We start from the raw sequence: 20,654 nt of genomic DNA, 5'->3' as shown, positions 1-20,654 counted from the left end.
CGTTTGCGCTATATGTCGGCCCCTCCGGTTCGTGTCGTGCACACAACTCCACGTGGATCGGCTCCACTTCAGCGAGTCCGGCGTAGCCGGCCGCCTTCATGCGGCCTTATGGGGCGGGTTGCGTGCCAGGGTTCCCCTGCAAAGCGGTGCGGCGAACAAACTTCCCGCGCTCCCGTTCGTGGGGGATACACTCTGGCGCCGGAGGGGATCACGGGGTGAGTGAGACAGACGAGACGCCCGCGGCGTCCGGTCGGCTGCGCCGAGCGCTGCCGCACGGCAGGCGCGGCCGGTTGTTGCTCATCTCCGCGCTGATACTCGTGCTTGCGGGCACCGGGCTCGGCACGTGGGCGGCGGACGCCTGGCCATGGCCGAAGGACCGCTACTGCTGGGGCGCCTGGGAGGAGGGCAGCGGCCCGGCCTTCCTCGGTGACGAGGCCTTCGGCGACGATGACGACGGGTCGCGTACCGGCCAGGAGACGGCGCCTACCCGCGAGCGTCCGACCGGGAGGTGCGAGGTCGTCATCGCCAGCGATTACAAGAGCAGCTATGACGGCGACAAGGTCTCCACCGAGCAGCGGGTGTCCGTCGAGTACGGCCCGGTCCCCAAGTCCGCGGAGGCCCGGCTCGAGATGGTCCATGACAATTACCTGGGGGGCGACATGGTACCGCTCCCGGACGGGCTTCCAGGCACGGTGAACGGGCGCGGTGGCCTGCTGGTGCTCCCGAAGTCCTGCGATACGCAGGACGGCCGTCCGACCGTCGTCACCATGCACGCGTCCGGCACATACACCAGCGGCCCCTCGTACACCCGGAACGATCCGGCCGATCTGGGCGGCGCCCGTCAGGCGGCGGTACTGCTCGTCGCGGCGGCCAACCGTGGTATGGCCGCGGCCGGTTGCGCGCCCGACGTGCCACTGAGGGTCAGCTCGCCGCTCTACGACCTGCCGGGCAAGCCGGAACGCGTCTTCAGCACCTCGGACGACGTGTGCGGCATCCGCGGCCTGCACCTCGGCACGGACGACGTCGAGGACCAGACCGGCGCCGCCACCCGCGACCTGCAAACGTGCAGCATCCGTGGCGATCGCGACGGCGTGCCGTACCTGGAACTTGCGATGGTCGCGCAGCCCCGGCTGGCGGCGGTGTTCGACGGCATCACGGGCGAACGCCCCGCGGCCCGCGGGTGGCGCGGCACGGGCACCATCGGCGAGAAGCACGCGATCGTACGAGCCGACTGCGCCGGCCGGCCCGCCACCTTCCTGATGGGCGCTTCCACTGACGCCAGCCACCTGGCCGTCTTCGCCAACGCAGCCGCCGCTCGCCTGGGCTGCGCCCCCATAGCCCCCAAGGGAGGCGCCCGGTGAGCAGCACCGCGGACGAGCCGAACCGGTACGGGCAGCCCCTGCCAGCCGAGCGGGAGCTGCTCAGCGAGCGGCGCCTGCCACGGTGGCACTGGCGCAGACTGCTGCGCGGCCGGGTCCGGCCGCTGCTGGCCTCGGGTCTCGCCGGGGTGCTGCTCGGCGTCGGCGGCATGGCCTGGCAGACGCAGGCCGGGCCGTTCGCACCGGACGAGGTGTGCTGGGGCGCGCTTTCCCGCGATGACCTCGCCCCGATCTTCCGCGAGCCCGAGGACGTGAAGGCGGTCGAGGCGCCCGTGCTGCACGGCGGGCGCTCCATGGACGGCCCCACCGGCAGTTGCCAGTTGACGAACAGCGACGGCGACGAATGGGCGCTGACCGCGCGGGTGCACCGGCTGGACGACCGGGCCGGCGACGACGGCAAGTGGGCTGATGAGTTCCTTTCCGCCCGCCTCACCCCGCTCGGCGGCGGCCTGCTGGGCATGGCCTCGGACAACCGCGCCTGGCTTGCCATCCCGGACGGTTGCCTGGGCCGCCCCGGCGACCTCGACGGGCCGACCGTCGTGGACATCGCCCAGGGCAGCTGGATCACCGACTTGGAGCCGCGCACCAAGGAGCGGGACGGGATGGCCCGCATGGTCGTGAAGCTCGTCAACAAGGTCAGCGCGGACCTGGGCTGCACCGGCACGATCGCCGATCCGGGCGAACGCCTGCCGAGGGCCGCCCGCTACACCCGCACGGAGATGCCGGACGCGCTCTGCGGCATCAAGGGGCTGACCCTGGGCAAGAAGCGCAAGCCGGGCCACTACCCCATGATCACCGCCGGGCACGGCCCGGTGCGCACCTGCGACCGGGACATCACCGGCTCGCAGCCGGAGCAGCGCCTGATGACCGTCGAGGACCCGCGGCTGGCCGCGATCTTCACGAGGATGACGCTGAACGAGGGGGACCGGGTGCGCTCCGCTGTCGGCTACGGCGGCCTCGGCCCCAACCTCGGTGTCTTCCGGGCCCGTTGTCAGGCGGGCGCGACGGTGTTCCTCGTACAGGCCCACAGGAGCGGGATGAGCGCGGATCTGCGCACCCTCTTTCCCCGCTACGTCGAGGCCGAGGCCGCCCGCCTCGGCTGCGGCCCGCTGAACCTGAAACTGCCGCCGCCGGCCGGGAGCCGCTGAGTCCCACCGTGTCGGCGCCGGGCTACCGCCCAGAGAACCTGCGCACCCTGTTCGGAGCGTCCCAGTGACGGCCCGCTCCGAACAGGCCGTGACAGGGCCCGCGACAAGCAAGGCACAGCAGTTGGGCGAGGCCCCGGCTTTACGGCATGCGGTACCAGGACATCGGCACCGGCACCACCACCAACGTCGAGGCGTATCGGGTCGAGGACCCGCAGCGGCTGGAGGAGCGGCGTGCCGCCTGCGGCTTGGAGCCGCACGCCGAGTTCGAGCGGCGCACGCGCGACAGGGCGTTGAACGCGGCACACAGCTGAACCACAGAGAGGACCGCTGTGACCGACGCACGCCCCCCGTCCCGCCCCCGCCGTCTGCGGGCAGGCCTCCCTGGGGCGCGTTTCGAATGTACTGGTCACAGTCATTCGTAGCGAAAGCCACTGGTGCCGGCGCACCGGCGTGGAAGAAGCTGCGACACATGGACTGGACGCCCTTGCTCTCCACACTGACCGGTGCCGTCATCGGTATCGCAGCCACTTTGGTCGCCGACCGTAACCGGTGGCGGCGGGAGGAAGCCAGGCACGCTCTGGAAGTCCGGCGCGAGGTCTACACGGAGTATGTTTCCGCCCTCAAAGCCGCGGGTGAGGAGATACGGGCCGTCGCCCTGGGCGACCACATGTCCGAGTCGGCACGAGACGCAGCGGTGCGGGAGGCCGTGCGTGGCACCGGTGTCTACACGGCGAGCGAGCGCCTCTGGCTCGTGGGCCCGCCGCAGGTCGTGGAGGCGGGGAACGAGGCGTTCCACTGCCTGCGCGCGATCCGCGACGCCTATGCCCGTGGAGTGGCGGTCGGCTCAGCCGACGACGCGCCCCTGATAGAGCGGCGACGCAAGGCTATGGCGCACATGCGTCGCCTGATGCGGGAGGACCTGGGCATCGGACCCCTCGGCGTCGAGTGATGTGTCACCGGCCCTGGGCTCGTCCCGCCTCGCGAGGCCTCCGCCACCGTGCTGTCACAGCCATGCATTGATGGCCGTGATCAGCACGGTCGCCTCGTAGTGGGTGGCGAGCTTGTCGTCTCTCGTCGCCAGTCTGGTCTCGCTCCTCCGGGCTCGTGCAGCGGATACCGGCTTGCGCAGCCAGGCGCGGTTCGCTCGGGAGCCGTACGCCTTTCTGGGCGCGAACCTTGTCCGGCCGGGTGCGCGGACCACCCTGCCCGAGCCGAGCAGCCGGACGCGTCTCAGGACCACGAGGACGCAGGGCCGCCCGTACGGACGTGCACAGGCCCGCAGTGGTCGATCACGACGACACACGGCGTTCGGGTATCGGAGGGCGTCCTGGCAGAGCCGGGCATCCCGGCGTTGAGAGACGGGGGTCGAGCCGTCAGTGCCGTCGAGTAGGTTCTCTCCGTCCGGCCCGGCAGGCGGGCCGCCGAACTGGAAGGACTCGTCGCCGTGAGCATCCACATGCACATGCGCGCCGTCGCGGAATCCGAGATCCGGGACGACCACACCTGGCTTGCAGCGTTCATGTGGGAGGCTTGGGAGAACCACCCCGACGAGTATGCAGCGGGCATCGCCGAGTCGATCGACAAGGTCTGGGGCTCGGTCAATGACCTCTACGCCGCGGCCGATGTTCTCGATGCGGATGCCGACGGCTCTTGGGAGCTGCCGATTTACGGCGGGCGGCCAGTGGCGCACAGCGCCGATGCCGACCCCTCCAACCCGCCCTTGGGGATTCTGGAGCCGCCTGGGGTGTCACGGGCCGCAGGCTTCCTCGCACGTGTCTCGTTCGGCGAACTGTGGAACGTCGCCGGTGCCAAGCTCGTCTGGGCCGGCTGGGACGAGGCGCAGGTCAGGCAGGAGTTCCTCGACTGTCACAGGGGCCTCCAAGAGTTCTATGGGCGGGCGGCTGCAGCAGGCCACGCCGTGGTCAGGGCGGTGTGGGCTTGAGACGTGGTCGCGTGCCGGTCACAGCCATTCGTTGATGGCGGCGACCAGCAATGTCGCGTCGTAGCGGACAGCAAGTTGGTCGTACCGCGTGGCGACGGCCCGGTGCCGCTTCAGCCGGTTGATGTCGCACTCGACGGCGTGCCGGGCCTTGTAGTCCTCGAGGTCGAACTTCGGTGGACGGCCGCCGCGGGAGCCGGGCTTCTTTCATTTGCGGGCCTGGTCGACCTTGTCAGGGATGGTGCAGCGGATTCCACGTCTGCACAGGTAAGAGCGGTTTCGCGCGAGTTCCCGGAATCCTGAACCCGGGTAAGCCGGAACGTGCGTGCCAGCTGATGGCTGCGGCGGTCCCACGCGCAGGTTCCGGCTTGGCTGACGGGACATGGTGAGCGAAGCCCGGTTCTGTCAGGAAGAACAGGGAAGACCACGGCTGATCTGAAAGTGCGTCCCGCTTGGGTCCGCGACGTCGCCGACGGCGGCAAACTCACCCGGCGGCGACTGCCATGACCGGCCGCTCTGTACGATCACCGCATACTGGGCACTGATCCGCCTGTCCTGTGCGGAGGTCAGCAAGTGGTGTCCCGTCCGGATAGTTGAGGGAACTGGCGGTTGTCCGCTTTGGACTTCTACGCTCACGTCGCCGTTTGCGGTGAGGCCTTGGGAGTTGGCCTCGGTGCCGACCCGGAGGGCTGGGAGACCGCTCTGGGGGCGACATGCCTCGACGTTCCCGGTGGTGGCGTACTGCGGCGGGACTACGGGCTCGTGGAAATCAACTTCTCGCCGGACCAGCCAGGGCGGCAAGGGCGGATGTCGTGCTTCGGCTTCGGCGTGAAGATCCAACGGCTGCTGTACGACCAGTCCCCGAACACCGTGCCGTCCCCGCTCTCGCGGGAGTACGGGGAATTCGCACCCAGAGTCCCCTTCAAGGACCTGCAGGCCGCCATCCTGGCCCTGGGCCACACGATCGAACGCGACAAGCAGAACACGTCGAGTGACATGGACTGCTACCGCGTGTCCGCGTCCGCCGCCCGCATCCACGTCGTCGCCGACCCTGACCCGTACGGGTCAGGCGACCCAGATCCAGACGGACATCAGAGGGGCGACATCTGGTCCGTCGACGTGTGGTGACCGGCCGGCGACCTCTCGGCAGCGCGATCTCTCTTCGCCACGAGGAGCGCGGCACACGACAACCCGCGCGGCGGGCAACGATCGGACGAGCGCACACCACCCCGCCGATCAGCCACACTCAAGACTCCCGTGCCACATCCAACTGGCTAGCCCGCGCCCAATGCGGGTTCGGCGTGCCGTCATCGCTCATGTGCGCCCGCTGCCAGATCCCTTTCCAGTTGAACGGGGTCTGGGGGACGAACCGGTGCCGCTGCCCGCACGGACATGGCGCCAGCACCCACGCGCACCCACGACACAGCTCCACCCAGCCGTGCCCGGTCGAGATCGACTCCAGCGGTCTGTCGTCCCCGCAGGCGGGGCAGCCGGGAAGACCGGCGCCGTCCAGCATCGTGTTCTGTCGCCTGACGTACTCGGCCAGCCGCAGCGACGGATGGCGAAACGGGTCTTCGTACCAGGCGCGGTTCGAGCCCTCCCACCAGCTCTGCAGCCACCACGGTCGCGGGTTCACCACAGCCCGCCGCCCGGCCCGCTTCTCTGACCGGCGTTGCGCGGCGTACTCCTCCGCCCGCGCGAGCCACAGCACCCGCGCCTCATGCAGTTCCTCCACCGCCCGCACCAGCGCGTCCGGGTCCGCCTCCAGCCGCCGGGGGATCGCGGCGCTGAGCGTGAGGTGGTGGTATGTCGCCCGGAAGCCGTACGGCGCAAAGAGAGTGATACAGGTCCGCAGCGCGCTGTGCCGACGGTGAAGGGGGAGGCGGGCGTCGTGCACGCGCGTTCGGTGGGTCGGGAAGCTGGTCATGGTGTAGGCCTCAGGTCCAGTGCCCGTGCCAGAGCGGCGATGACGGCGGCGGCGTGTGTCGGCAGGTGTTGTTCGGCCCAAGTTCCGGCGAGGCTGAGGAAGTCCTGCAAGTCCTGCTGGGCACCGGCCACGAGCGCCCGTACCTCGTCCACTGGCAGCTCGATCACCGGACTGCCGTCCGTTGCGTGGGCGTCGAGAGTCAGCCGGACGGCGTCGCCGACGCGTTCGGCCACCGAGGAGGGATCGTGGCCGAAGGAGGAGCAGCCGGTGCCGTCGAGCACCTCCAGCCAGTCCCGCCAGGCTTCCAGGCCGCTGCAGCAGCCCGGCTCGACGAAGACGGTGCCGGTGGTGTCGTCGGTCACCCGGAACCCGCCGGCGGCGAACAGGTCGGGCATCGTGAGCAGCCCGTGCAGGAATGAGCCGAGCGGGTCGGTCGGGCACGGCCCGTGCTCCTCCTCCGGCTCGAAGTCGTTGCAGTCGGCGATCCGCATCACCGCTGTGCCGACCTCCGCCGGAGCGAGCTTCCCGTCCAGAACGAGGTAGCCGTACGACTCGTGCTCGCCAACCGGCCAGAGCGCAAAGTCGTCGGCAGCGAAGATCTCCAGTACGGGCTGCATCACGATCACACGGGGATGATGCCGGACCCCACTGCCCCACCGCCACGGGCTTTAGCTGCGGTATCGGGCTCAAGGCGGACCGACTGCCCGGGCAGTTTCGCGGTTCGCTCCGGACAGAGGCCCGGTTCATCGGTGACATGCCGACCATCGAGTTCGTAGGTGTGACCGGCCGGCCGGTCACAGAGGGCACCCCGAGGGGTGCAGGGGTGCAGGGGTACCGCGGCACGGCCAAAGGTATCGGTGGCACTGCGGAAGCCGCCTGGTTGTCGGGCCGGGGGGTGCGCTTGGACGACCGGGTGGACGAAGCGTGGACTCCGGCGCACCACGCGGTGGAACTCGAGGTCGCGCAGACGCTTGCCCGTCTGCTCGCGGACGGAGCAGATCCCGACGAGGTCTGGGGCAAGCGACGCTCCTCACCCACGCGCTCGATGTCGGGGGAGACAGCGCCCTGCAGAGCCGCCCGGCCGCTCACCGCGAACACCACCGCGATCCTGCTCGCGTTCGGTGCCGACCCGGAGCTGCGCGATCCGGCCGGAGCCCACTCCCATGGACGTGGCGGAGGAGTACGACCACCAGCCGGCGATCAAGCTGCTGACACAGCACATCGCCCGGCGCCCCACGTGACGGCCCGCCTGAAGGCCGCAGGAGCGCGAGGTCAGTAGTGCGCGTCGGGAGGCCGGACGCTGCTGTCGTGACAGACGCGGGCAGGGCCGTGGAGGACTTCGGTGCCCACGCAAACGCTCATGCGCGCGGCGGCCGGGGCGGTGCGTGGGGGGCCGGGGCGCCTTCCAGGGGAAGGCGATCGCGGTAGTACTCGGACTCCAGCCAGTCCTCCTTCACGAAGACGGGGCGCGACATCCGCACGCCACCGACCTCCTGTGAGCGAAGAAGGACTCCCAGATCGGTCAGGGCGAGGGAGCCGTCGGGGGTGTACAGCAGGCAGCTGCCGTGCTCGGCCGCGTAGTCCAAGAGGCACTGCTGCGCCTGCTGAGGATCGCTGCCGCCCAGTGCAAAGCCCGCCAGCAGGACCTGCGGACCCGTGACCGCGTCCAGGGCAATGCACGCCAGCGTGCCCGCGTCGTAGAAGACGGTCACCCCGTCGGCAAAAGCTTCCTGCCCGTAGGGACCGCCCACCTGCGTCGGCGGCCCGCCGACCCGCAGCGCGGCAGCGACGTCGGCCGCGCTCATCCCGAACCGCAGTGCCCCCACCCCGGCTCCAGGGAGCAACTCCCAGTGCTCCCGTCCCTCTCTCGCACTCACGTGATCCACCTCTCCAGGCACCATCCTCTCAACCGGCTCCCGCTCCCGAGCCGGGTACCGCCCGAGCCGCACCGACCCGGCCACCGGTCGCCCACCCGCTGAGCCTGTCGCTTAACCTCCTCTTGATTGGGGGTGGCATGGAGCAGGTGGTTTTCGAATCTGTCTCGTACTCGGCGGTGTGTCAGGACTGCGGTACGGAGCTGGAGTGCCGGGGAACGCAGGCCCTTGTGGACGGCCGCCTTCGGTGGGACGTCGAGGCAACGTGCTCCGCCTGCGGAGAAGCACTAGCCGTGTGCGGCGGCGCAATGCCGGCCGAGCGACGCGACCAGATGCTCTGCGAGCACGGACCCGCGAGGCTGCACGTGAGCGGCCCGTTGGTCAAGGGGGTCGCCATCATGCGGGTGCTGCGCACGGAGCTCGGTATCGACCTGACGAGCGCCAAAGCCCTGCTGCATCGTGTGGTGAACGGCGGCTGCACAGGAACGCTTCCGGAGATGGAACACCTCGCTCGCAAGCTGCAGGAGTCCGGCATCACAGCCGCAGCAACGCGCCCCTAGGCGTCCGGTGCGACAACCCGCAGGCGGCTCGCCTACGCTTGGGGATCTGCTTGTGGTGGGCAAGGCGACTGTATGCCTCGCCGGCCGGCGACTGGCCGGTCTGCTCCTGGACAGCATGGGTGACGCGCTGGCGTGCAGCACGGCAGGGCGGTGGCGGCACGGGCCTACTGTGCAACCCGTGAGGGGGTAGCACATAGTGGACGGACACCACCCGTTCCACCCTTCGATGAATGGACGACTCCGCGTGACGACCGCGCACACCGAAACCTCCACCGAGCGCGTCCCCGGGCGGGTCTGGACGATCCGGCTCACCGGGCACAGCGACCGCTCCGCCACCGTCTCCTGCAGCACCGCGGCCTGCCGGATGCCACCGCGCTCCAAAGACCTGGCCGCGCTGCGCGCGTTCGCCGCGCAGCACGCCGCCGCCCACGCGAAGGCAGCCACCGTCCGTCCCCACGCATGGTGCCACTGCGGCTACACGCGGTGCGAGGCCCACCCGGACACCAGCACGCACTGCGCCGGCGCCGTGACCCTCATCCTGCGTCATGACCCCACCGTGGGCCGCGTCTGGACCGTCGAAGAAGTCTGCGCGTCCTGCGCCCCGCTGATCCCACATGTCACCGTCGTCGCCCGCGCAGCGCGCCCCCGCCGTACGGTCGAGCAGCCTGCCGCCGCGGTGCCGGCTCCCGCCCGGGCGAATGTTCCCGGCGGCTTCTCGTCACCCGGCGCGGCCCCCGCCGACGGCGCTCCGGCTCCCGGCCGCCGCTCGGGCCGGCGCCCGCCGCGCCCCCAGCGCCGACGCACCGGCCAACGCTGAACACGGACAGGCCCGGGGGAGAGGGTATGGAAGAACCAGGGTTCAGTGTCCTGCTGGTGGAGGCGGGCGACCGGAAGACGGAGGCGGTGCGTGCGATCCGGACGGTCACCGGCCTCAGCCTCTTCGAGAGCAAGCTGCTGCTCGACCGTGCACCCGCAGCCGTCACGGCACCTGTCTGGTTCGAAGCCGCCCAGGAGGCTGCAAGGGTTCTGGAAGGCGCGGGCGTGGACGCGATGGTTGTGTGCGACTGGTGCGACCGCACCGTCAATAAGGGGGACGGCCCTCTCGATCCAGGACCGTGCGCCGGGCCGTGGTGGCCTGCCGAATCATGCCGGGCAAGTCGCCCTTCAGCGGTGGGCGACGCGACGGATGCCGCCTGCAAGGACGCCACCGGCTGACGCCGGTCATCGCCCGAGAAGGAGAAAGTTCCCGTGCACCCGATCACTGACTCGACCGTGCTGGCCTACAAGGGGGTCAGCGACCCTCCCGTCTGGCTCCTGGTCACCATCGTGGTGATCGCCCTCGTCGCGCTGGTACGCGGCCGCAAGGGAAGGTAGCCGTCCCGGTCCGGACCCGCGTGCCGCCGCTCCGCCACGGGTCGGTGGTGCTCAGCCCCCGCAAACAGCGGCACCCGCGGGCGTCCCCGGTGCGGGACAACTCCGCCTGCCTCCACGTGCGCTGTGCCGGCGGGCGTGATGGGCCGGGTGGCCCGCTGGGCGGGTGGTGGGAGTGCGGGCAAGCTAGCCTGATGAACACCAGGCATCCGTGCGACGAGCACCGTCGAGGTCGACTCACGCCCATCCTCGGCGCGGGCGCGTCCTGCGTTTAGGGCGCGGCACGGAAGACGTACGCCGTCATCGGGGCGGTGACCGGTTCCGGGCCCAGATGGGCCGTCATCTCTTCGATGACGGTGGCCCGGACGGCCGGTCCGTCGCTGCGCTCCTCAACGGCCGCGCGCACCGGTGTCCCGGTGAGGTACCCGATGGCGAGGTCGGCGGTCGACGCGGCCCGGCCCTGAAGCGTCAGCTCCTGCTCGACCTCGACAGCGAACCCGGCGGCCGCCAGATCAGCGGCCACGACACAGGGGTCGGCATAGCCGTGCGGAACCGTCTGGAAGAACCGTGGTGGGTCGCCCGGAAAGGCCCGCTCCAGCCCGGCCTGTAGCGCGACTTCGAAGGCGTGCGTCCTGAGCGGGCCCCAGGTGTTGAACAGGAACCGGCCGCCCGGGGCCAGCACCCGGCGGACCTCGGTGAATGCCTCGATGCGGTCGGGAAAGAACATGACGCCGAATTGGCAGACCACCAAGTCGAAGCCTCCGTCCGGGAACGGCAGCCGCTGCGCGTCGGCCTGCCGCCACACCGCGCCGGGGGCCCGGGTCGACCCGAAAGCGACCATGGCCTCGTTCAGGTCGGTGGCCGTCACCTCGGCCGAGGGTGCCGCTGTGAGCAGGTTGGCTGTCAACACACCTGTCCCCGCAGCGAGTTCCAGGATTCGCCGAGGGTGGAGTGCCGCCGCTCGGGCAGTCAGGTCCTCGGCGAAGGGCCGAAAGACCACCGGCACCAGATACTGCTCATAGGCCGCCGGCATGGATTCGGACCATCGCCTGTCGGCATTGATTCCTGTCACCCGCATGACGGTAGCGACGCGTGAAGAAACCTCTTCCTTGCCGCGCCGCCATGCACCTAGACCTAGATGCACCTGACGAAGTGACAGGACAAACGTCCGACAGGGCACTAGTCGGAGCCTGCCCGAAGTCTCACGCGCCGGTTCGAGCTGCCTGCTTGGCCTGGTCGCGGGCCGCGACGCATGCGGCAGCCGCGCGGTGCATGTCGCCGTGGGGCCAGGAGACGTCGCCTTCGACGCGGTGCTGGCGGCCTTCCCCGCCAAGGGCTTTCGCGACGCTGTGCGCGGTCGGGAAGTCGCCGCGGGGCGGGCGAGGTGGCCAGGCCCCGCTGTGCGGCAGTGCCAGGCGGCCTTGGCCGTCGGCGCTCGGGATCTCCCCGCGCACCGTGGAGCCGGTACCGTCTCGGGCAACTCCAGCGGCCCCGCCAAGATCCGCGTGGCCGCACAGAGCGTGAAGTCAAGAAGCGGTGGCGGCCACAGGCGCGGGCGAAAGGAAGGAGGAAGGCGGCATCCACCGACGGCCTGGTTGTCCGGGCGGGCAACCGCTGGCGGTGTGAGTCGGCCGGGGCTCGGTCGCCGTCGCCCCGCTGACCGCGCTCCGGACCGTTCAGTCGATATCGGACGGGCCTGCCGCAATGACCGCATCGAGCATGCCTCGCGACGTCTCCAGCTCCTTGATCGCATCGGTGATGCGATCGCGCTCGCGGCGCAGTTGTGCGACCAGGTCGGAGCACACCGGCGCGAGGGTCGTCCCGTCGTCACGGATGCACGGCAGGACTTGGGCGATGGTGGTGGTCGGCAAGCCGGCGGCGAGCAGGGCGCGCACGCGTCGGACGGTGTCCACGTCCGCGTCGGTGTAGACGCGGTAGCCGCTGGGCAACCTCGTCGGCGCCAGCAGGCCCTGCTCCTCGTAGTAGCGCAGCAGTCGCTCGCTGACCCCGGTCCGGCGGACCATCTCCCCGATGCGCACGTGATCTGCACCTCACCGCATTGACTCTCACACTGATGTGAGACTTTAGCGTCGCGGTCATGACCACCCGCACCGCACCCCCGGCGACAGTGATCCCCTGCCCACCGGCATGGCGCCGCAGCGCTGCTCTGGCGGTGCTGACCGCGTGCGTGTTCGTCGTGGGAACCGCCGAGTGGGTCATGGTCGGGCTGCTGCCGCAGTTGTCGGCCGACTGGCACCGTCCGCTGCCCGCGGTCGCTTCCCTGGTGACCTGGTACGCCCTGGTGGTCACCGTCGCCGGGCCGCTGGTGACGGTGGGGACGCTGCGGCTGGCGCGCCGCCGGGCGCTGCTGGTGCTGGTGGGCGTATGCATCGTCGGTAACCTCGCGGCAGCCCTGGCGGGCAGCTTCAACGCCCTGGTGACGGCCCGGATGCTGACCGCGCTCACGCACAGCACGGCCTTCGCAACGGCGATGGTGATCGCCGTCGGCATGGTGCCGACGGCCCGCCGCGGCAGCACCGTCGCCATGGTGACGGCCGGCTGGAATCTGGCCACGGTCCTCGGCGCACCGCTGGGCACCTGGATCGGTGACCAATACGGCTGGCGGGCCACCTTCGTGACAATCGCGGCCCTCGCCGCGCTCGTCCTCTGCGGCGTGGCCGCCCTCGTCCGCCCGCCGGCGGCGCACGAAGCCGCTCGTCCGGGGGGCGAGGCCGCTCGTCCGGGGGCGAGGCCGCTCGTCCGGGGGCGAGGCGCGGGGGCTGCTCCGGCCCCGGGTGGCCCTGGTCCTGGCGATCATCGTGGTCGCGCAGGGCGGGCTGTTCACCGCATACACCTACATCGCGCCCCTGTTGCAGCAGGTCAGCGGCTTCACCCCGTCCGCCGTCACCACCCTGCTCGCCCTCTTCGGGCTGGGTGCGGTCGGTGGCAACCTCCTCGGCGGCCGCCTGGCCGACCACACGCCCTGGGCCGGGCTGTGCGCCCTGCTGGTCGCCCTGGCCGCTGCACTCGCCGCGTTCAGCGTGACCAGCCGGATCCGGTGGACGGCCGCCGTCACCGTGCTGGCCCTCGGTGTGATCGCGGCCGCCCTCATCCCGCTGCTGCAAGCCCGGGCCCTGGCCGCCGCCCCGGCCGCACCCACCCTGGTCACCGCGATCAGCGCTTCCGCATTCAACCTCGGCGTCGCCGGGGGCTCCCAGCTTGGCGGCCACGCCCTCACCGCCGGCCTCACCCTGACCGATCTGCCCTGGATGGGCGCTCTGCTCGCCGGCGGCTCCGTGCTCATCGCCGCCGCAACCGCCCGCCACCACCACACCAGCCAGCAGTGATCACCCACTGCCGGAACTCAAGGAGAAGAACGAACATGTCCCCTGCTCTGCCGACCTCCCGCCTCGGCCGCATCGTGCGCGGCACCGGCCCCGGCCTGCTCCTGGCCCACGGTGCCGGCGGCGGCATCGACGCCAACTACGGCCCCATCATGAACGCCCTGACCGCGCATCACACCGTGATCGGCCCCGATTATCCGGGCACCGGCCGCACCGAACGCGCCGAGGCGCCGCTCACCCTCAACGGTCTCGCCGACGACCTGGTCGCCACCGCCGTCGAAGAGGGCCAGGAAACCTTCGCCATCGCCGGGTACTCGCTCGGCAGCCCGGTCGCCATCCGGGCCGCCACCCGCCACCCCGACCGCGTCACCGCCCTCGTCCTGACCGCCGGCTTCGCCCACCCCAACCCGCGCTTCCTCCTCGCCGCCAAACTGTGGCGCGACCTGCTGAGCGCCGGGAATATGGAGCAGCTGGCCGCCTTCGTCTCGTTGATCGGACTTAGCGCACCAGCCTTGGACGCCATCGACCAGGACGCCCTGGACACGGCCCTGAAGACCACTGCAGCCACTGTCCCGCCCGGCACACCCGAGCATCTCGACCTGCTCATCGACCACGTCGACGTTCGCGCCGACCTCCCCGCGCTGAGCGTGCCGACCCTCGTCATCTCCACCACGCTCGATCAGCTCGTGACCCCACACCACCACCGGCAACTCGCCGAAGCCATCCCCGAAGCGCGCTACGCCGAGATCGCCACCGGGCACCTCCCGTTCGTCGAGCAGCCCGAACAGTGGGCCACCCTCATCTGCGCCTTCCTCCACGACAGCCACACGTGACGGCGGGGCCAGGGCCCACGTGACCGGCAGGCCGGCCGGTGCAGACCAGGTGTAGCTTCAGGCCCCGGTAGAAACGCGAGTGGGACTCACGAGATCTTTCATGGTGCGGGTCACGTCAGGCCGTGACGGCTGCCGTGGTCCGCGCTATCCCGGGAGGATGAGGTATCCCGATGGCGGTGGATTGACGGCTGAGGAACGGGCTCGGCGTGAGCAAGCCCGGCTCGCAGCTGCTGACCTGATCGAGTCCGGGGCCAGTTACCTGGAGGTGGTCCGACGGTTCAGGGTGACTCGGATGTCGGCGAACCGCTGGCGGCGAGCGTTGGCTGCGGGTGGCCGACATGCCCTTGCCTCCAAGGGGCCCGGCGGCGCCCGCTGCAAGCTCTACCCGCAACAACTCCGCCTGCTGGAGACGGTGCTGGATGGTGGTACGCTCCCGAGTTCTACCCCGTCGAGGGCGTGTGGTCGCACTTGAAGAGATTGCTGGCCAATCGCACCGAACATAGCCTCGACCAGCTCAATGCGCTGGTGAAGACACGGTTGAAACGGATGCAGTACCGCTCCCGCCTCATCGAGGGTCTCGGCACCGAGACGGGGCTCGACTTTCAAACGCCGTCAGCTGTTAAAGATCTCTAGTCAGAATGCAGTGGGGATCGTCGTTGTCTTCGTCGCCCACGCGGGTCCAGAGCATCAGAGTCTTTCCATGCCGCAGAGCGCTAAGGACGTCTCCCACCTCATCCCCCTTGGGGCCTTTGGCGTCGAACGACCGCCGGACGGCGGTCCCTGGCTTGCCGGTGTCGTCTTTCCAGGTGCCCGATCCTGACCGGGGTTCTGTCCAGTTCCAGTCCGAGGCGCCCATCCAGTCGCCGCATACGTTGTTGGCGGTGAAAGTTCCATCTGGCTTCAGCGTCAGGGAGCCGCCGTTGGCGTCGGTCCATGTGGTCGTGAGTTCGGCTCGCGTCAGCACGACGGATTCACCTTCGGGCGGCGGCCGGTTCCAGATCCTGCCACAGGCCGTGAGTGCGAAAGCCATGGCAATGAGAACCAGCGCGGTCCGGCAGGAGCGCAACACACTCCACCTCCAGCGGTTTCTACAGGTCGCCTGCGCGATCGGGGAGATCAAGGACGTGTTCCGCAGCCTGGCACAGGATTTGAACACGTTCAAGTCTGAGTCGACGAAGACGGAGTTCCACGGGTCGTCACGGCCGTACCGCAACGAGGAGGCCTGTACGTGAGCTGAGAACATCGGCGGGTAGCATGCCGGGACCCCGTCTGCTTTCCTCAGGCGGGGCCCTCACACGTCCTCACTTCTCGTCTCGGTTGTGCCGCCACGGCCTGTCCGACTGAGGTTCCTCGGTGGCTCGCTCCTGCGCGCGCTGTCCGGCGGTGGCGACCCACAGGCCGACGAATGCGGCGGCCAGGAGGACCCACACGATGACGGGCAGGCCGACGAAGAAGCCGAAGATGAAGACGACGATGAGGGCGGCGAAGATGCCGCCCGCTTTGTTGATCTGTCTCGGTGATTCGCTCACGTTGGTGTCCTCACTTCTGCTCGTTACAGCCTCGATGGCGGTGAAGAAGGTCTACACGAGGTCATCGGGCATCCGGTAGCCCGTGCCCTTGTCGAAGCCCGCCCCTGCGGATGGATGGGCGCCTGTATTCCACCTGGCCACCACCCTTCACGGACGCCGCGTTCCAAGACGCGCTTGAGGGCGCCGCTGTGACCGCGTGGGCGGTTGCCGTCGGTGCGGAGTCGGGCGTCTTGGACCGGATGCGTAGGCCCTCGACGTCCTCGGCTTGGGAGTGGTGGTACCAGGTGTAGTACGCCTGCCAGCTGATCCCGGAGTACTGGCAGGACATCGCCACGTACCCGGTGACCTCTTCGAGGTGGCGTATGGCGGCCAGGCGCCGCTTGGCCGCACGGTCAAGCGGCGACGCGGTGGGAGTGCGGACTTCGGCATGTGGATCTCCCTAGTGATCGGAGGTCCAGGTGTCAACGATGATCTTCGTTCTACGGGTTGGTGCGTGATAGCAGGTGAGGCGTCGTGTCTGGTAGCTGGCATGATCCGGCTGTGGCGATCATGGTCAATCAGGCGGTGCTGGCGCATCAGCTGTTCGCGGGGATCACTCGGCGTCATCTCGCGCGCTCGATCGAGGAGTTGGCGGTGCCGTGGCAGGCCGACCTTGAGGGTCGCCGCCATGTTGCACGAGGCGGGGCCAGGAAGCGGGCGGAGGGTGCCGGCGCCGTCCCCGGCTGGTCTTCGTCGACCGGCTGGTGGCCACGCTGATCCATTTGCGGCACGATGTGCCGCATTCGGTGCTCGGACTGCTGTTCGGCGTAGATCGCTCCACGATCACCCGTGCTATCGGAGTGGTACGTACGCTCATGGTCGAGCGGAGATGCGCGATTCCCGCCCGCCCTGGCCTGCGCCTTCGCACACTGACGGATGTATTCGCCTACGCCCTGGCCGAAGGCGTCGAGCTGCGGCTGGATGCCACCGAGAGCCAGGTCCGTCGGCCACCGGCCGGCCGCGGTGGCCGGCGCGCGTTCGTCTCCGGGAAGAAGAAACAGAACACCATGAAGGCCGCCGTCATCGCCGACTGGCGGGGCCGCACATTATGGACCGATGCGCTGCGGCCTGGTCGTATGCACGATGCCACAGCCGCACGCAACGAGGGCATCGCCGTGTGCTTCCGACACTTCACCGACGTCGGGGTCCTCCTGCACGACGGCTACCTCGGTCTGAGCCGCGACCACCGCGGGCAAGCGATCACACCGCCCGGAAAGCCGAGGCCGGAGCACTGCCCGGCAGAGTCGAACAGTGGGAACGCGACCGCCACGGGCGCTCCTCCGACCGGATCACCGTCGAACACGCCCTCGCCGACCATAAACGGTGGAAGCAACTGACGCGCTTCACCCACCGACGCGACCGCCTGCCCGACACCTACCACGCCATCGCCGGCCTCGTCTTCGACCGAACCGCCACTGCCTGAAAACGGGCCATGACCAGGCCAAACACACCTCACCTGCTATCACGCACCAACTCGTAAGACACGTTCAGCAGGGTGTCCCCGGGGCGGGCACGTGCCAGAACACGTGGGCGAGAGCAGCCAGGGCATCACAGTTCAGCCCCATCATCTCCAAGGTCTGCTCCAACGGAACGGTGGCGAACTGCCGGTCACCGCTGAGCCGGCGTTGCTGACCGGCAGGTGTCCCGTCCCCGGGTGAGCAGGCCGACGACCTGCTGCTGGCCGGCCGCTTGCTGTCGCAGGAAGCGCCGCCCTCGCTGGTGCGGTCGTGAGAGCAGTCAGCCCCGGTGCCGTGTCGGTTCACCGCGTGTGGCCGCTCTGGACGCGTCGGCTGCAGGTCTTGCCAGCCTCGGTGACCTGGCGGGTGGTGGTTTTGTCCCGTAGGCGAGCGCCTTAGCGATGGCGGGGGCCAGCCGCCTCGGCGGGAGTGCGTGTGGGTCGGGCGCGCCCCTGCGTGTCACCCGACCCGGTCGGAGTGGAGGCGGGGGTCAGGGCTTGGGGGCGGGAGCGGTCGCCTGCCAGCGGTTGCCGATGGTGCGCAGAAGGTTGTCGTAGACGCCGAGGTAGCGGAAGGGCTTGATGGCGGCCATGTAGAGGTGGCCGAAGGGGCCGTTGGGCTTGACGAGGACGGCCATCTGCCCGCGGTAGCCGCCGGAGCCGTCCGGGACCCAGCCGAGGTGGAGCACGCCATGCATCGTGCGGTTGGCGATCTCGGCCGCCCACTCGCCCTCGGTCTCGTAGACGGTGGTGAAGCGGGGGTTGCGGGAGGACGACAGGTCCTGGCGGAGGTCGTCGGGCAGCCGGTCGCGCAGGGTCGGCACCCGCGCGCCCAGGCCGGCGTCCGGCTTGTCCCACCCGAACAGCGCGCCGAGCTTCCAGCGGATGGCGAAGAGGGCGCGGGCGAGGGGCGAGGTGACGAACGGCTCCTGAGCGGGGCCTGCGCCACTGAAGAGGGCGACCAGGCGGGGCCAGTCGCCGTGGCTGCCAGGAGTGGGCAGCGCCCAGACGTCCTCGAGGCGGAAGTCGTGGGCGATGGCGTGAATGCGCCAGGGACGGGAAGTGTGGGCGGTCTTGGGAAGCCTCATGCCGAGCCCCTGTCTATACGGTGGCGTATAGATCTAGGCTAGCCCTGTGTGTACGGAGGCGTCTATACGGGTCCGTACATCTGGTGGGTCGAGGAGGCACGGCATGGGAGTCACCCGTACGCCGCGCGGCGCCTGGATCGAGCAGGGGATGCGGGCGCTCGCCGCCGGCGGTCCGCAGGCTGTTCGCATCGAGGTGCTGGCGCAGGCGCTGGGCGTCAGCAAGGGCGGGTTCTACGGGTACTTCCGTAACCGGGACGCGCTGCTCGGCGAAATGCTCGACACCTGGGAGCGGGAGGCCGCCGAGGCTGTGATCGAGCAGGTGGATGCTGGGGGCGGGGACGCCAGGGCCCGCCTGGAGCGGCTGTTCACCATCACCGCGGCGGCCACCGGGCCGGTGACGGGCGTGGCCTCGGAGCTGGCCGTCCGCGACTGGGCGCGGCGCGACGAGGACGTGGCGGCGCGGCTGCGGCGAGTGGACAACCGGCGCATGGAGTACCTGCGCGCACTGTTCGGGGCTTTCTGCCCCGACGAGAAGGAGGTCGAGCTGCGGTGCATGCTCGTCTTTTCCCTGCGGATCGGCAGCTACTTCATCGCCGCCGAGCACGAAGGGCTCAGTCGGGCGCAGGTGATGGAGCTGGCGCGGGAGCGGCTGCTGGCGTAGGTTCTGTCTCTTTGGCCAGGGTCGTGCCCAGATGAGGATGGCGGCGAGGTGGAGCGCGGCCTGGTGGGTGATGGCGAGTTTGTCGGTTCGTGTGGCCAGGCCGCGCCACTGCCTATGGCGGTTGATGCACCGCTCGACGGTGGTGCGTTGCTTGTAGGCGTTCGCATCGAAGCCGGGCCGGCGGCCTCCTTGGCCTTGGCGGCCCCGCCGTAAACGGTGGCTGATCTGGTCCGAGGGCTGTGGGATGACCGCGCGGATCTGTCGGCGGCGCAGGTGACCGCGGATCGCGTGGGATGAGTAGGCCCGGTCGGCCAGGAGCATGGCGGGGCGGGTCCGGGGTCGGCCGGGGCCGGAAAACGGCACCCGGATACGGGCCATCATCGTCTCGAAGGCGGGCGCGTCACCGTCACCGTCACCGGCCTGGCCCGCTGCGACGGCCAGTGCCAGGGGCCGTGCATGACCGTCTGGGGCAGGTGGATCTTGGTGCTCAGCCCGCCGCGGGAGCGTCCGAGTGCGTGGTCGGCCGCCTCCTTTCGCTCTTCGGCCCCCTTTTGAGGGCTCCGGCGGCGTGCTGGTGGGCCCGGACGACGGTGGAGTCGGCCGAGACAGTCCAGCCGATGTCGTCGACGGCGTCTGCTGCCGCAAGGACGGCGGCGAAGATCTTCTCGCACGTGCCGTCGACTGCCCACCTGATCGGCCGCTTGTGAGCGGTCCGGAACGAGCCGAGTTCCTCGGGGAGGTCCCGCCAGGGCGAGTTGGTGCGGTACTCCCGGGCGATAGTCTCCAGCGTGCGGCGGTGGTCGGCCCACCGCCGTCCGCGAACCGGATCGGCCGGCATCAGCGGCGCGATCCGGTCCCACATCGCATCAGTGATCACTCATCGGACAGGTATATCCAATCAACCGATGAGCCCACCAAAGAGACACGCTCTATTTCGGCCTGAGCCGCGACCACCGCGGGCGAGCGATCACACCGCCCGGAAAGCCGAGGCCGGAGCACTGCCCGGCAGAGTCGAACAGCGGGAACGCGCCCGCCACGGGCGCTCCTCCGACCGCATCACCGTCGAACACGCCCTCGCCGACCACAAACGATGGAAGCAACTGACGCGCTGGACCCACCGACGCGACCGCCTGCCCGACACCTACCGTGCCATCGCCGGCCTCGTCTCCGGCCGAACCACCACTGCCTGAAAACGGGCCATGACCAGGCCGAACACGCCTCACCTGCTATCACGCACCAACTCGTTAGGCCATCTGCTGTGATTGGTCAGCCGGGCATGGGGGTGGGGCACGGCAAGCTCCGGCAGGGTGCGGAACCTGATGCGGAGTCTGGGTCTGTGCCCGGGGCCGCCGATCAGGTGGTTGACGTCCTTGGGCGGCGGGGGACGGGCTTTTGTGGGCGGCGAGCCAGGCCGGGACCTTCTGCGTGCCTTACTGGTTCTGTTCGGCCCAGGCACGTTCCAGTTGGGTTCGGAAGGTGGTGGGCTCGTGCCCGATCAGCTCGGCC

21 protein-coding genes and 6 pseudogenes are annotated in these 20,654 nt (G+C 69.8%); 16 read left to right on the top strand and 11 right to left on the bottom strand.

Features of this window, described 5'->3' with window-relative positions; all coding sequences use genetic code 11:
* The first annotated feature begins 215 nt into the window (after nt 1–215).
* The 4 genes from JK359_RS16035 (at nt 216) to JK359_RS16020 (ending at nt 3,476) form a co-directional block, all read left to right on the top strand.
* Entirely contained in the window at nt 216–1,361 is a 1,146-nt protein-coding gene (locus tag JK359_RS16035) for a hypothetical protein (RefSeq protein WP_307788120.1), read from the top strand.
* Complete coding sequence (locus JK359_RS16030) at nt 1,358–2,527, top strand: hypothetical protein (RefSeq protein ID WP_201836113.1); 1,170 nt, start codon at nt 1,358–1,360, stop codon at nt 2,525–2,527. Before JK359_RS16035 ends, JK359_RS16030 begins: the two co-directional genes overlap by 4 nt.
* A gap of 146 nt (nt 2,528–2,673) precedes the next feature.
* Entirely contained in the window at nt 2,674–2,838 is a 165-nt protein-coding gene (locus JK359_RS16025; protein ID WP_201836111.1) for a hypothetical protein, read from the top strand.
* Nucleotides 2,839–2,996: 158 nt separating this feature from the next.
* Complete coding sequence (locus JK359_RS16020; RefSeq protein ID WP_236677949.1) at nt 2,997–3,476, top strand: hypothetical protein; 480 nt, start codon at nt 2,997–2,999, stop codon at nt 3,474–3,476.
* 54 nt (nt 3,477–3,530) lie between these two features.
* Here JK359_RS16020 and JK359_RS16015 read toward each other — a convergent pair whose 3' ends face one another.
* Entirely contained in the window at nt 3,531–3,767 is a 237-nt protein-coding gene (locus JK359_RS16015; RefSeq protein ID WP_201836109.1) for a hypothetical protein, read from the bottom strand.
* A 204-nt stretch (nt 3,768–3,971) separates the two neighbouring features.
* Here JK359_RS16015 and JK359_RS16010 point away from each other — a divergent pair, with 204 nt between their 5' ends.
* Nucleotides 3,972–4,469: a DUF1877 family protein gene (locus JK359_RS16010; RefSeq protein ID WP_201836107.1), complete on the top strand. Its 498-nt coding sequence runs from the start codon at nt 3,972–3,974 to the stop codon at nt 4,467–4,469.
* An 18-nt stretch (nt 4,470–4,487) separates the two neighbouring features.
* On the opposite strand, the pseudogene JK359_RS40535 reads toward JK359_RS16010, so the two are convergent.
* Nucleotides 4,488–4,748: pseudogene (locus JK359_RS40535) on the bottom strand (IS5 family transposase); the annotation flags it as partial.
* A 375-nt stretch (nt 4,749–5,123) separates the two neighbouring features.
* Here JK359_RS40535 and JK359_RS16000 point away from each other — a divergent pair.
* Nucleotides 5,124–5,594, top strand: coding sequence for a hypothetical protein (locus tag JK359_RS16000; RefSeq protein WP_201836105.1), 471 nt, complete (start codon nt 5,124–5,126; stop codon nt 5,592–5,594).
* Between the two features lie 118 nt (nt 5,595–5,712).
* Here JK359_RS16000 and JK359_RS15995 read toward each other — a convergent pair whose 3' ends face one another.
* The 3 genes from JK359_RS15995 to JK359_RS15980 all read right to left on the bottom strand — a co-directional run bounded on the left by JK359_RS15995 (nt 5,713) and on the right by JK359_RS15980 (nt 8,270).
* Nucleotides 5,713–6,393, bottom strand: a complete 681-nt coding sequence (locus JK359_RS15995) for a hypothetical protein (RefSeq protein ID WP_201836103.1) — start codon at nt 6,391–6,393, stop codon at nt 5,713–5,715.
* Nucleotides 6,390–7,010: a hypothetical protein gene (locus tag JK359_RS15990; RefSeq protein ID WP_201836625.1), complete on the bottom strand. Its 621-nt coding sequence runs from the start codon at nt 7,008–7,010 to the stop codon at nt 6,390–6,392. The genes JK359_RS15995 and JK359_RS15990 overlap by 4 nt, the downstream gene beginning before the upstream one ends.
* A 741-nt stretch (nt 7,011–7,751) precedes the next feature.
* Nucleotides 7,752–8,270: a hypothetical protein gene (locus JK359_RS15980; RefSeq protein WP_307788118.1), complete on the bottom strand. Its 519-nt coding sequence runs from the start codon at nt 8,268–8,270 to the stop codon at nt 7,752–7,754.
* A 137-nt stretch (nt 8,271–8,407) separates the two neighbouring features.
* On the opposite strand from JK359_RS15980, the gene JK359_RS15975 reads away from it, so the two are divergent.
* The 4 genes from JK359_RS15975 (at nt 8,408) to JK359_RS39865 (ending at nt 10,201) form a co-directional block, all read left to right on the top strand.
* Complete coding sequence (locus JK359_RS15975) at nt 8,408–8,827, top strand: hypothetical protein (protein ID WP_201836099.1); 420 nt, start codon at nt 8,408–8,410, stop codon at nt 8,825–8,827.
* 244 nt (nt 8,828–9,071) lie between these two features.
* Nucleotides 9,072–9,644, top strand: a complete 573-nt coding sequence (locus JK359_RS15970) for a hypothetical protein (RefSeq protein WP_201836097.1) — start codon at nt 9,072–9,074, stop codon at nt 9,642–9,644.
* A gap of 26 nt (nt 9,645–9,670) precedes the next feature.
* Nucleotides 9,671–10,042 (top strand): ribosomal protein L7/L12, encoded by a 372-nt coding sequence (locus JK359_RS15965; protein WP_201836095.1) that lies wholly within the window; start codon nt 9,671–9,673, stop codon nt 10,040–10,042.
* A gap of 33 nt (nt 10,043–10,075) precedes the next feature.
* Nucleotides 10,076–10,201: a hypothetical protein gene (locus JK359_RS39865; protein ID WP_269139011.1), complete on the top strand. Its 126-nt coding sequence runs from the start codon at nt 10,076–10,078 to the stop codon at nt 10,199–10,201.
* Nucleotides 10,202–10,469: 268 nt separating this feature from the next.
* Here the strand turns inward: JK359_RS39865 and JK359_RS15960 are convergent, their stop codons facing one another.
* Together JK359_RS15960 and JK359_RS15955 are read right to left on the bottom strand one after the other, a co-directional pair.
* Nucleotides 10,470–11,231 (bottom strand): class I SAM-dependent methyltransferase, encoded by a 762-nt coding sequence (locus JK359_RS15960; RefSeq protein WP_201836624.1) that lies wholly within the window; start codon nt 11,229–11,231, stop codon nt 10,470–10,472.
* A gap of 643 nt (nt 11,232–11,874) precedes the next feature.
* Nucleotides 11,875–12,237, bottom strand: coding sequence for a MerR family transcriptional regulator (locus JK359_RS15955; RefSeq protein ID WP_201836093.1), 363 nt, complete (start codon nt 12,235–12,237; stop codon nt 11,875–11,877).
* A 59-nt stretch (nt 12,238–12,296) separates the two neighbouring features.
* On the opposite strand from JK359_RS15955, the pseudogene JK359_RS40380 reads away from it, so the two are divergent.
* The 3 genes and pseudogenes from JK359_RS40380 (at nt 12,297) to JK359_RS40375 (ending at nt 15,008) form a co-directional block, all read left to right on the top strand.
* A pseudogene (locus JK359_RS40380) lies at nt 12,297–13,545 on the top strand (MFS transporter).
* A gap of 35 nt (nt 13,546–13,580) precedes the next feature.
* A complete protein-coding gene (locus tag JK359_RS39055) occupies nt 13,581–14,375 on the top strand; it encodes an alpha/beta fold hydrolase (protein WP_236677948.1) in 795 nt (264 codons plus the stop codon).
* Nucleotides 14,376–14,532: 157 nt separating this feature from the next.
* Nucleotides 14,533–15,008, top strand: a pseudogene (locus tag JK359_RS40375) (helix-turn-helix domain-containing protein).
* Here the strand turns inward: JK359_RS40375 and JK359_RS15945 are convergent.
* Complete coding sequence (locus JK359_RS15945) at nt 14,995–15,618, bottom strand: hypothetical protein (protein WP_201836090.1); 624 nt, start codon at nt 15,616–15,618, stop codon at nt 14,995–14,997. The pseudogene JK359_RS40375 and the gene JK359_RS15945 sit on opposite strands and share 14 nt — an antisense overlap.
* A 58-nt stretch (nt 15,619–15,676) precedes the next feature.
* On the bottom strand, nt 15,677–15,904 hold the full coding sequence (locus JK359_RS15940; RefSeq protein WP_201836088.1) for a hypothetical protein: 228 nt from the start codon (nt 15,902–15,904) through the stop codon (nt 15,677–15,679).
* Nucleotides 15,905–16,453: 549 nt separating this feature from the next.
* Between JK359_RS15940 and JK359_RS15925 the strand changes: the two are divergent.
* A pseudogene (locus tag JK359_RS15925) lies at nt 16,454–17,366 on the top strand (transposase).
* Nucleotides 17,367–17,890: 524 nt separating this feature from the next.
* Here JK359_RS15925 and JK359_RS15920 read toward each other — a convergent pair.
* The gene (locus JK359_RS15920) at nt 17,891–18,487 is read right to left on the bottom strand and encodes a DUF2867 domain-containing protein (RefSeq protein WP_201836082.1); all 597 of its coding nucleotides are present in this window, start codon (nt 18,485–18,487) and stop codon (nt 17,891–17,893) included.
* A gap of 103 nt (nt 18,488–18,590) precedes the next feature.
* Here JK359_RS15920 and JK359_RS15915 point away from each other — a divergent pair, with 103 nt between their 5' ends.
* Entirely contained in the window at nt 18,591–19,148 is a 558-nt protein-coding gene (locus tag JK359_RS15915; protein WP_201836080.1) for a TetR/AcrR family transcriptional regulator, read from the top strand.
* Between the two features lie 18 nt (nt 19,149–19,166).
* Here the strand turns inward: JK359_RS15915 and JK359_RS15910 are convergent.
* Nucleotides 19,167–20,010, bottom strand: a pseudogene (locus JK359_RS15910) (IS5 family transposase); the annotation flags it as partial.
* 59 nt (nt 20,011–20,069) lie between these two features.
* Between JK359_RS15910 and JK359_RS40130 the strand changes: the two are divergent.
* Nucleotides 20,070–20,338: pseudogene (locus JK359_RS40130) on the top strand (transposase family protein); the annotation flags it as partial.
* Between the last annotated feature and the right edge of the window lie 316 nt (nt 20,339–20,654).

This window comes from Streptomyces actinomycinicus (assembly GCF_016741775.1).
In the GTDB taxonomy this organism is placed as follows: Bacteria; Actinomycetota; Actinomycetes; order Streptomycetales; family Streptomycetaceae; genus Streptomyces; species Streptomyces actinomycinicus.
The sequence above is the reverse complement of the archived record's forward strand: the minus strand, read 5'-3'. Positions and strand labels throughout refer to the sequence as shown.

What these genes read in the sequence shown, in the direction of transcription:
- JK359_RS15920 (WP_201836082.1), bottom strand. Translation starts at nt 18,487, where the DNA reads ATGAGGCTTCCCAAGACCGCCCACACTTCCCGTCCCTGGCGCATTCAC.
- JK359_RS16020 (WP_236677949.1), top strand. Translation starts at nt 2,997, where the DNA reads ATGGACTGGACGCCCTTGCTCTCCACACTGACCGGTGCCGTCATCGGT.
- JK359_RS39055 (WP_236677948.1), top strand. Translation starts at nt 13,581, where the DNA reads ATGTCCCCTGCTCTGCCGACCTCCCGCCTCGGCCGCATCGTGCGCGGC.
- JK359_RS15915 (WP_201836080.1), top strand. Translation starts at nt 18,591, where the DNA reads ATGGGAGTCACCCGTACGCCGCGCGGCGCCTGGATCGAGCAGGGGATG.
- JK359_RS15990 (WP_201836625.1), bottom strand. Translation starts at nt 7,010, where the DNA reads ATGCAGCCCGTACTGGAGATCTTCGCTGCCGACGACTTTGCGCTCTGG.
- JK359_RS15975 (WP_201836099.1), top strand. Translation starts at nt 8,408, where the DNA reads ATGGAGCAGGTGGTTTTCGAATCTGTCTCGTACTCGGCGGTGTGTCAG.
- JK359_RS15945 (WP_201836090.1), bottom strand. Translation starts at nt 15,618, where the DNA reads ATGTTCTCAGCTCACGTACAGGCCTCCTCGTTGCGGTACGGCCGTGAC.
- JK359_RS15995 (WP_201836103.1), bottom strand. Translation starts at nt 6,393, where the DNA reads ATGACCAGCTTCCCGACCCACCGAACGCGCGTGCACGACGCCCGCCTC.
- JK359_RS15965 (WP_201836095.1), top strand. Translation starts at nt 9,671, where the DNA reads ATGGAAGAACCAGGGTTCAGTGTCCTGCTGGTGGAGGCGGGCGACCGG.
- JK359_RS15960 (WP_201836624.1), bottom strand. Translation starts at nt 11,231, where the DNA reads ATGCCGGCGGCCTATGAGCAGTATCTGGTGCCGGTGGTCTTTCGGCCC.
- JK359_RS16025 (WP_201836111.1), top strand. Translation starts at nt 2,674, where the DNA reads ATGCGGTACCAGGACATCGGCACCGGCACCACCACCAACGTCGAGGCG.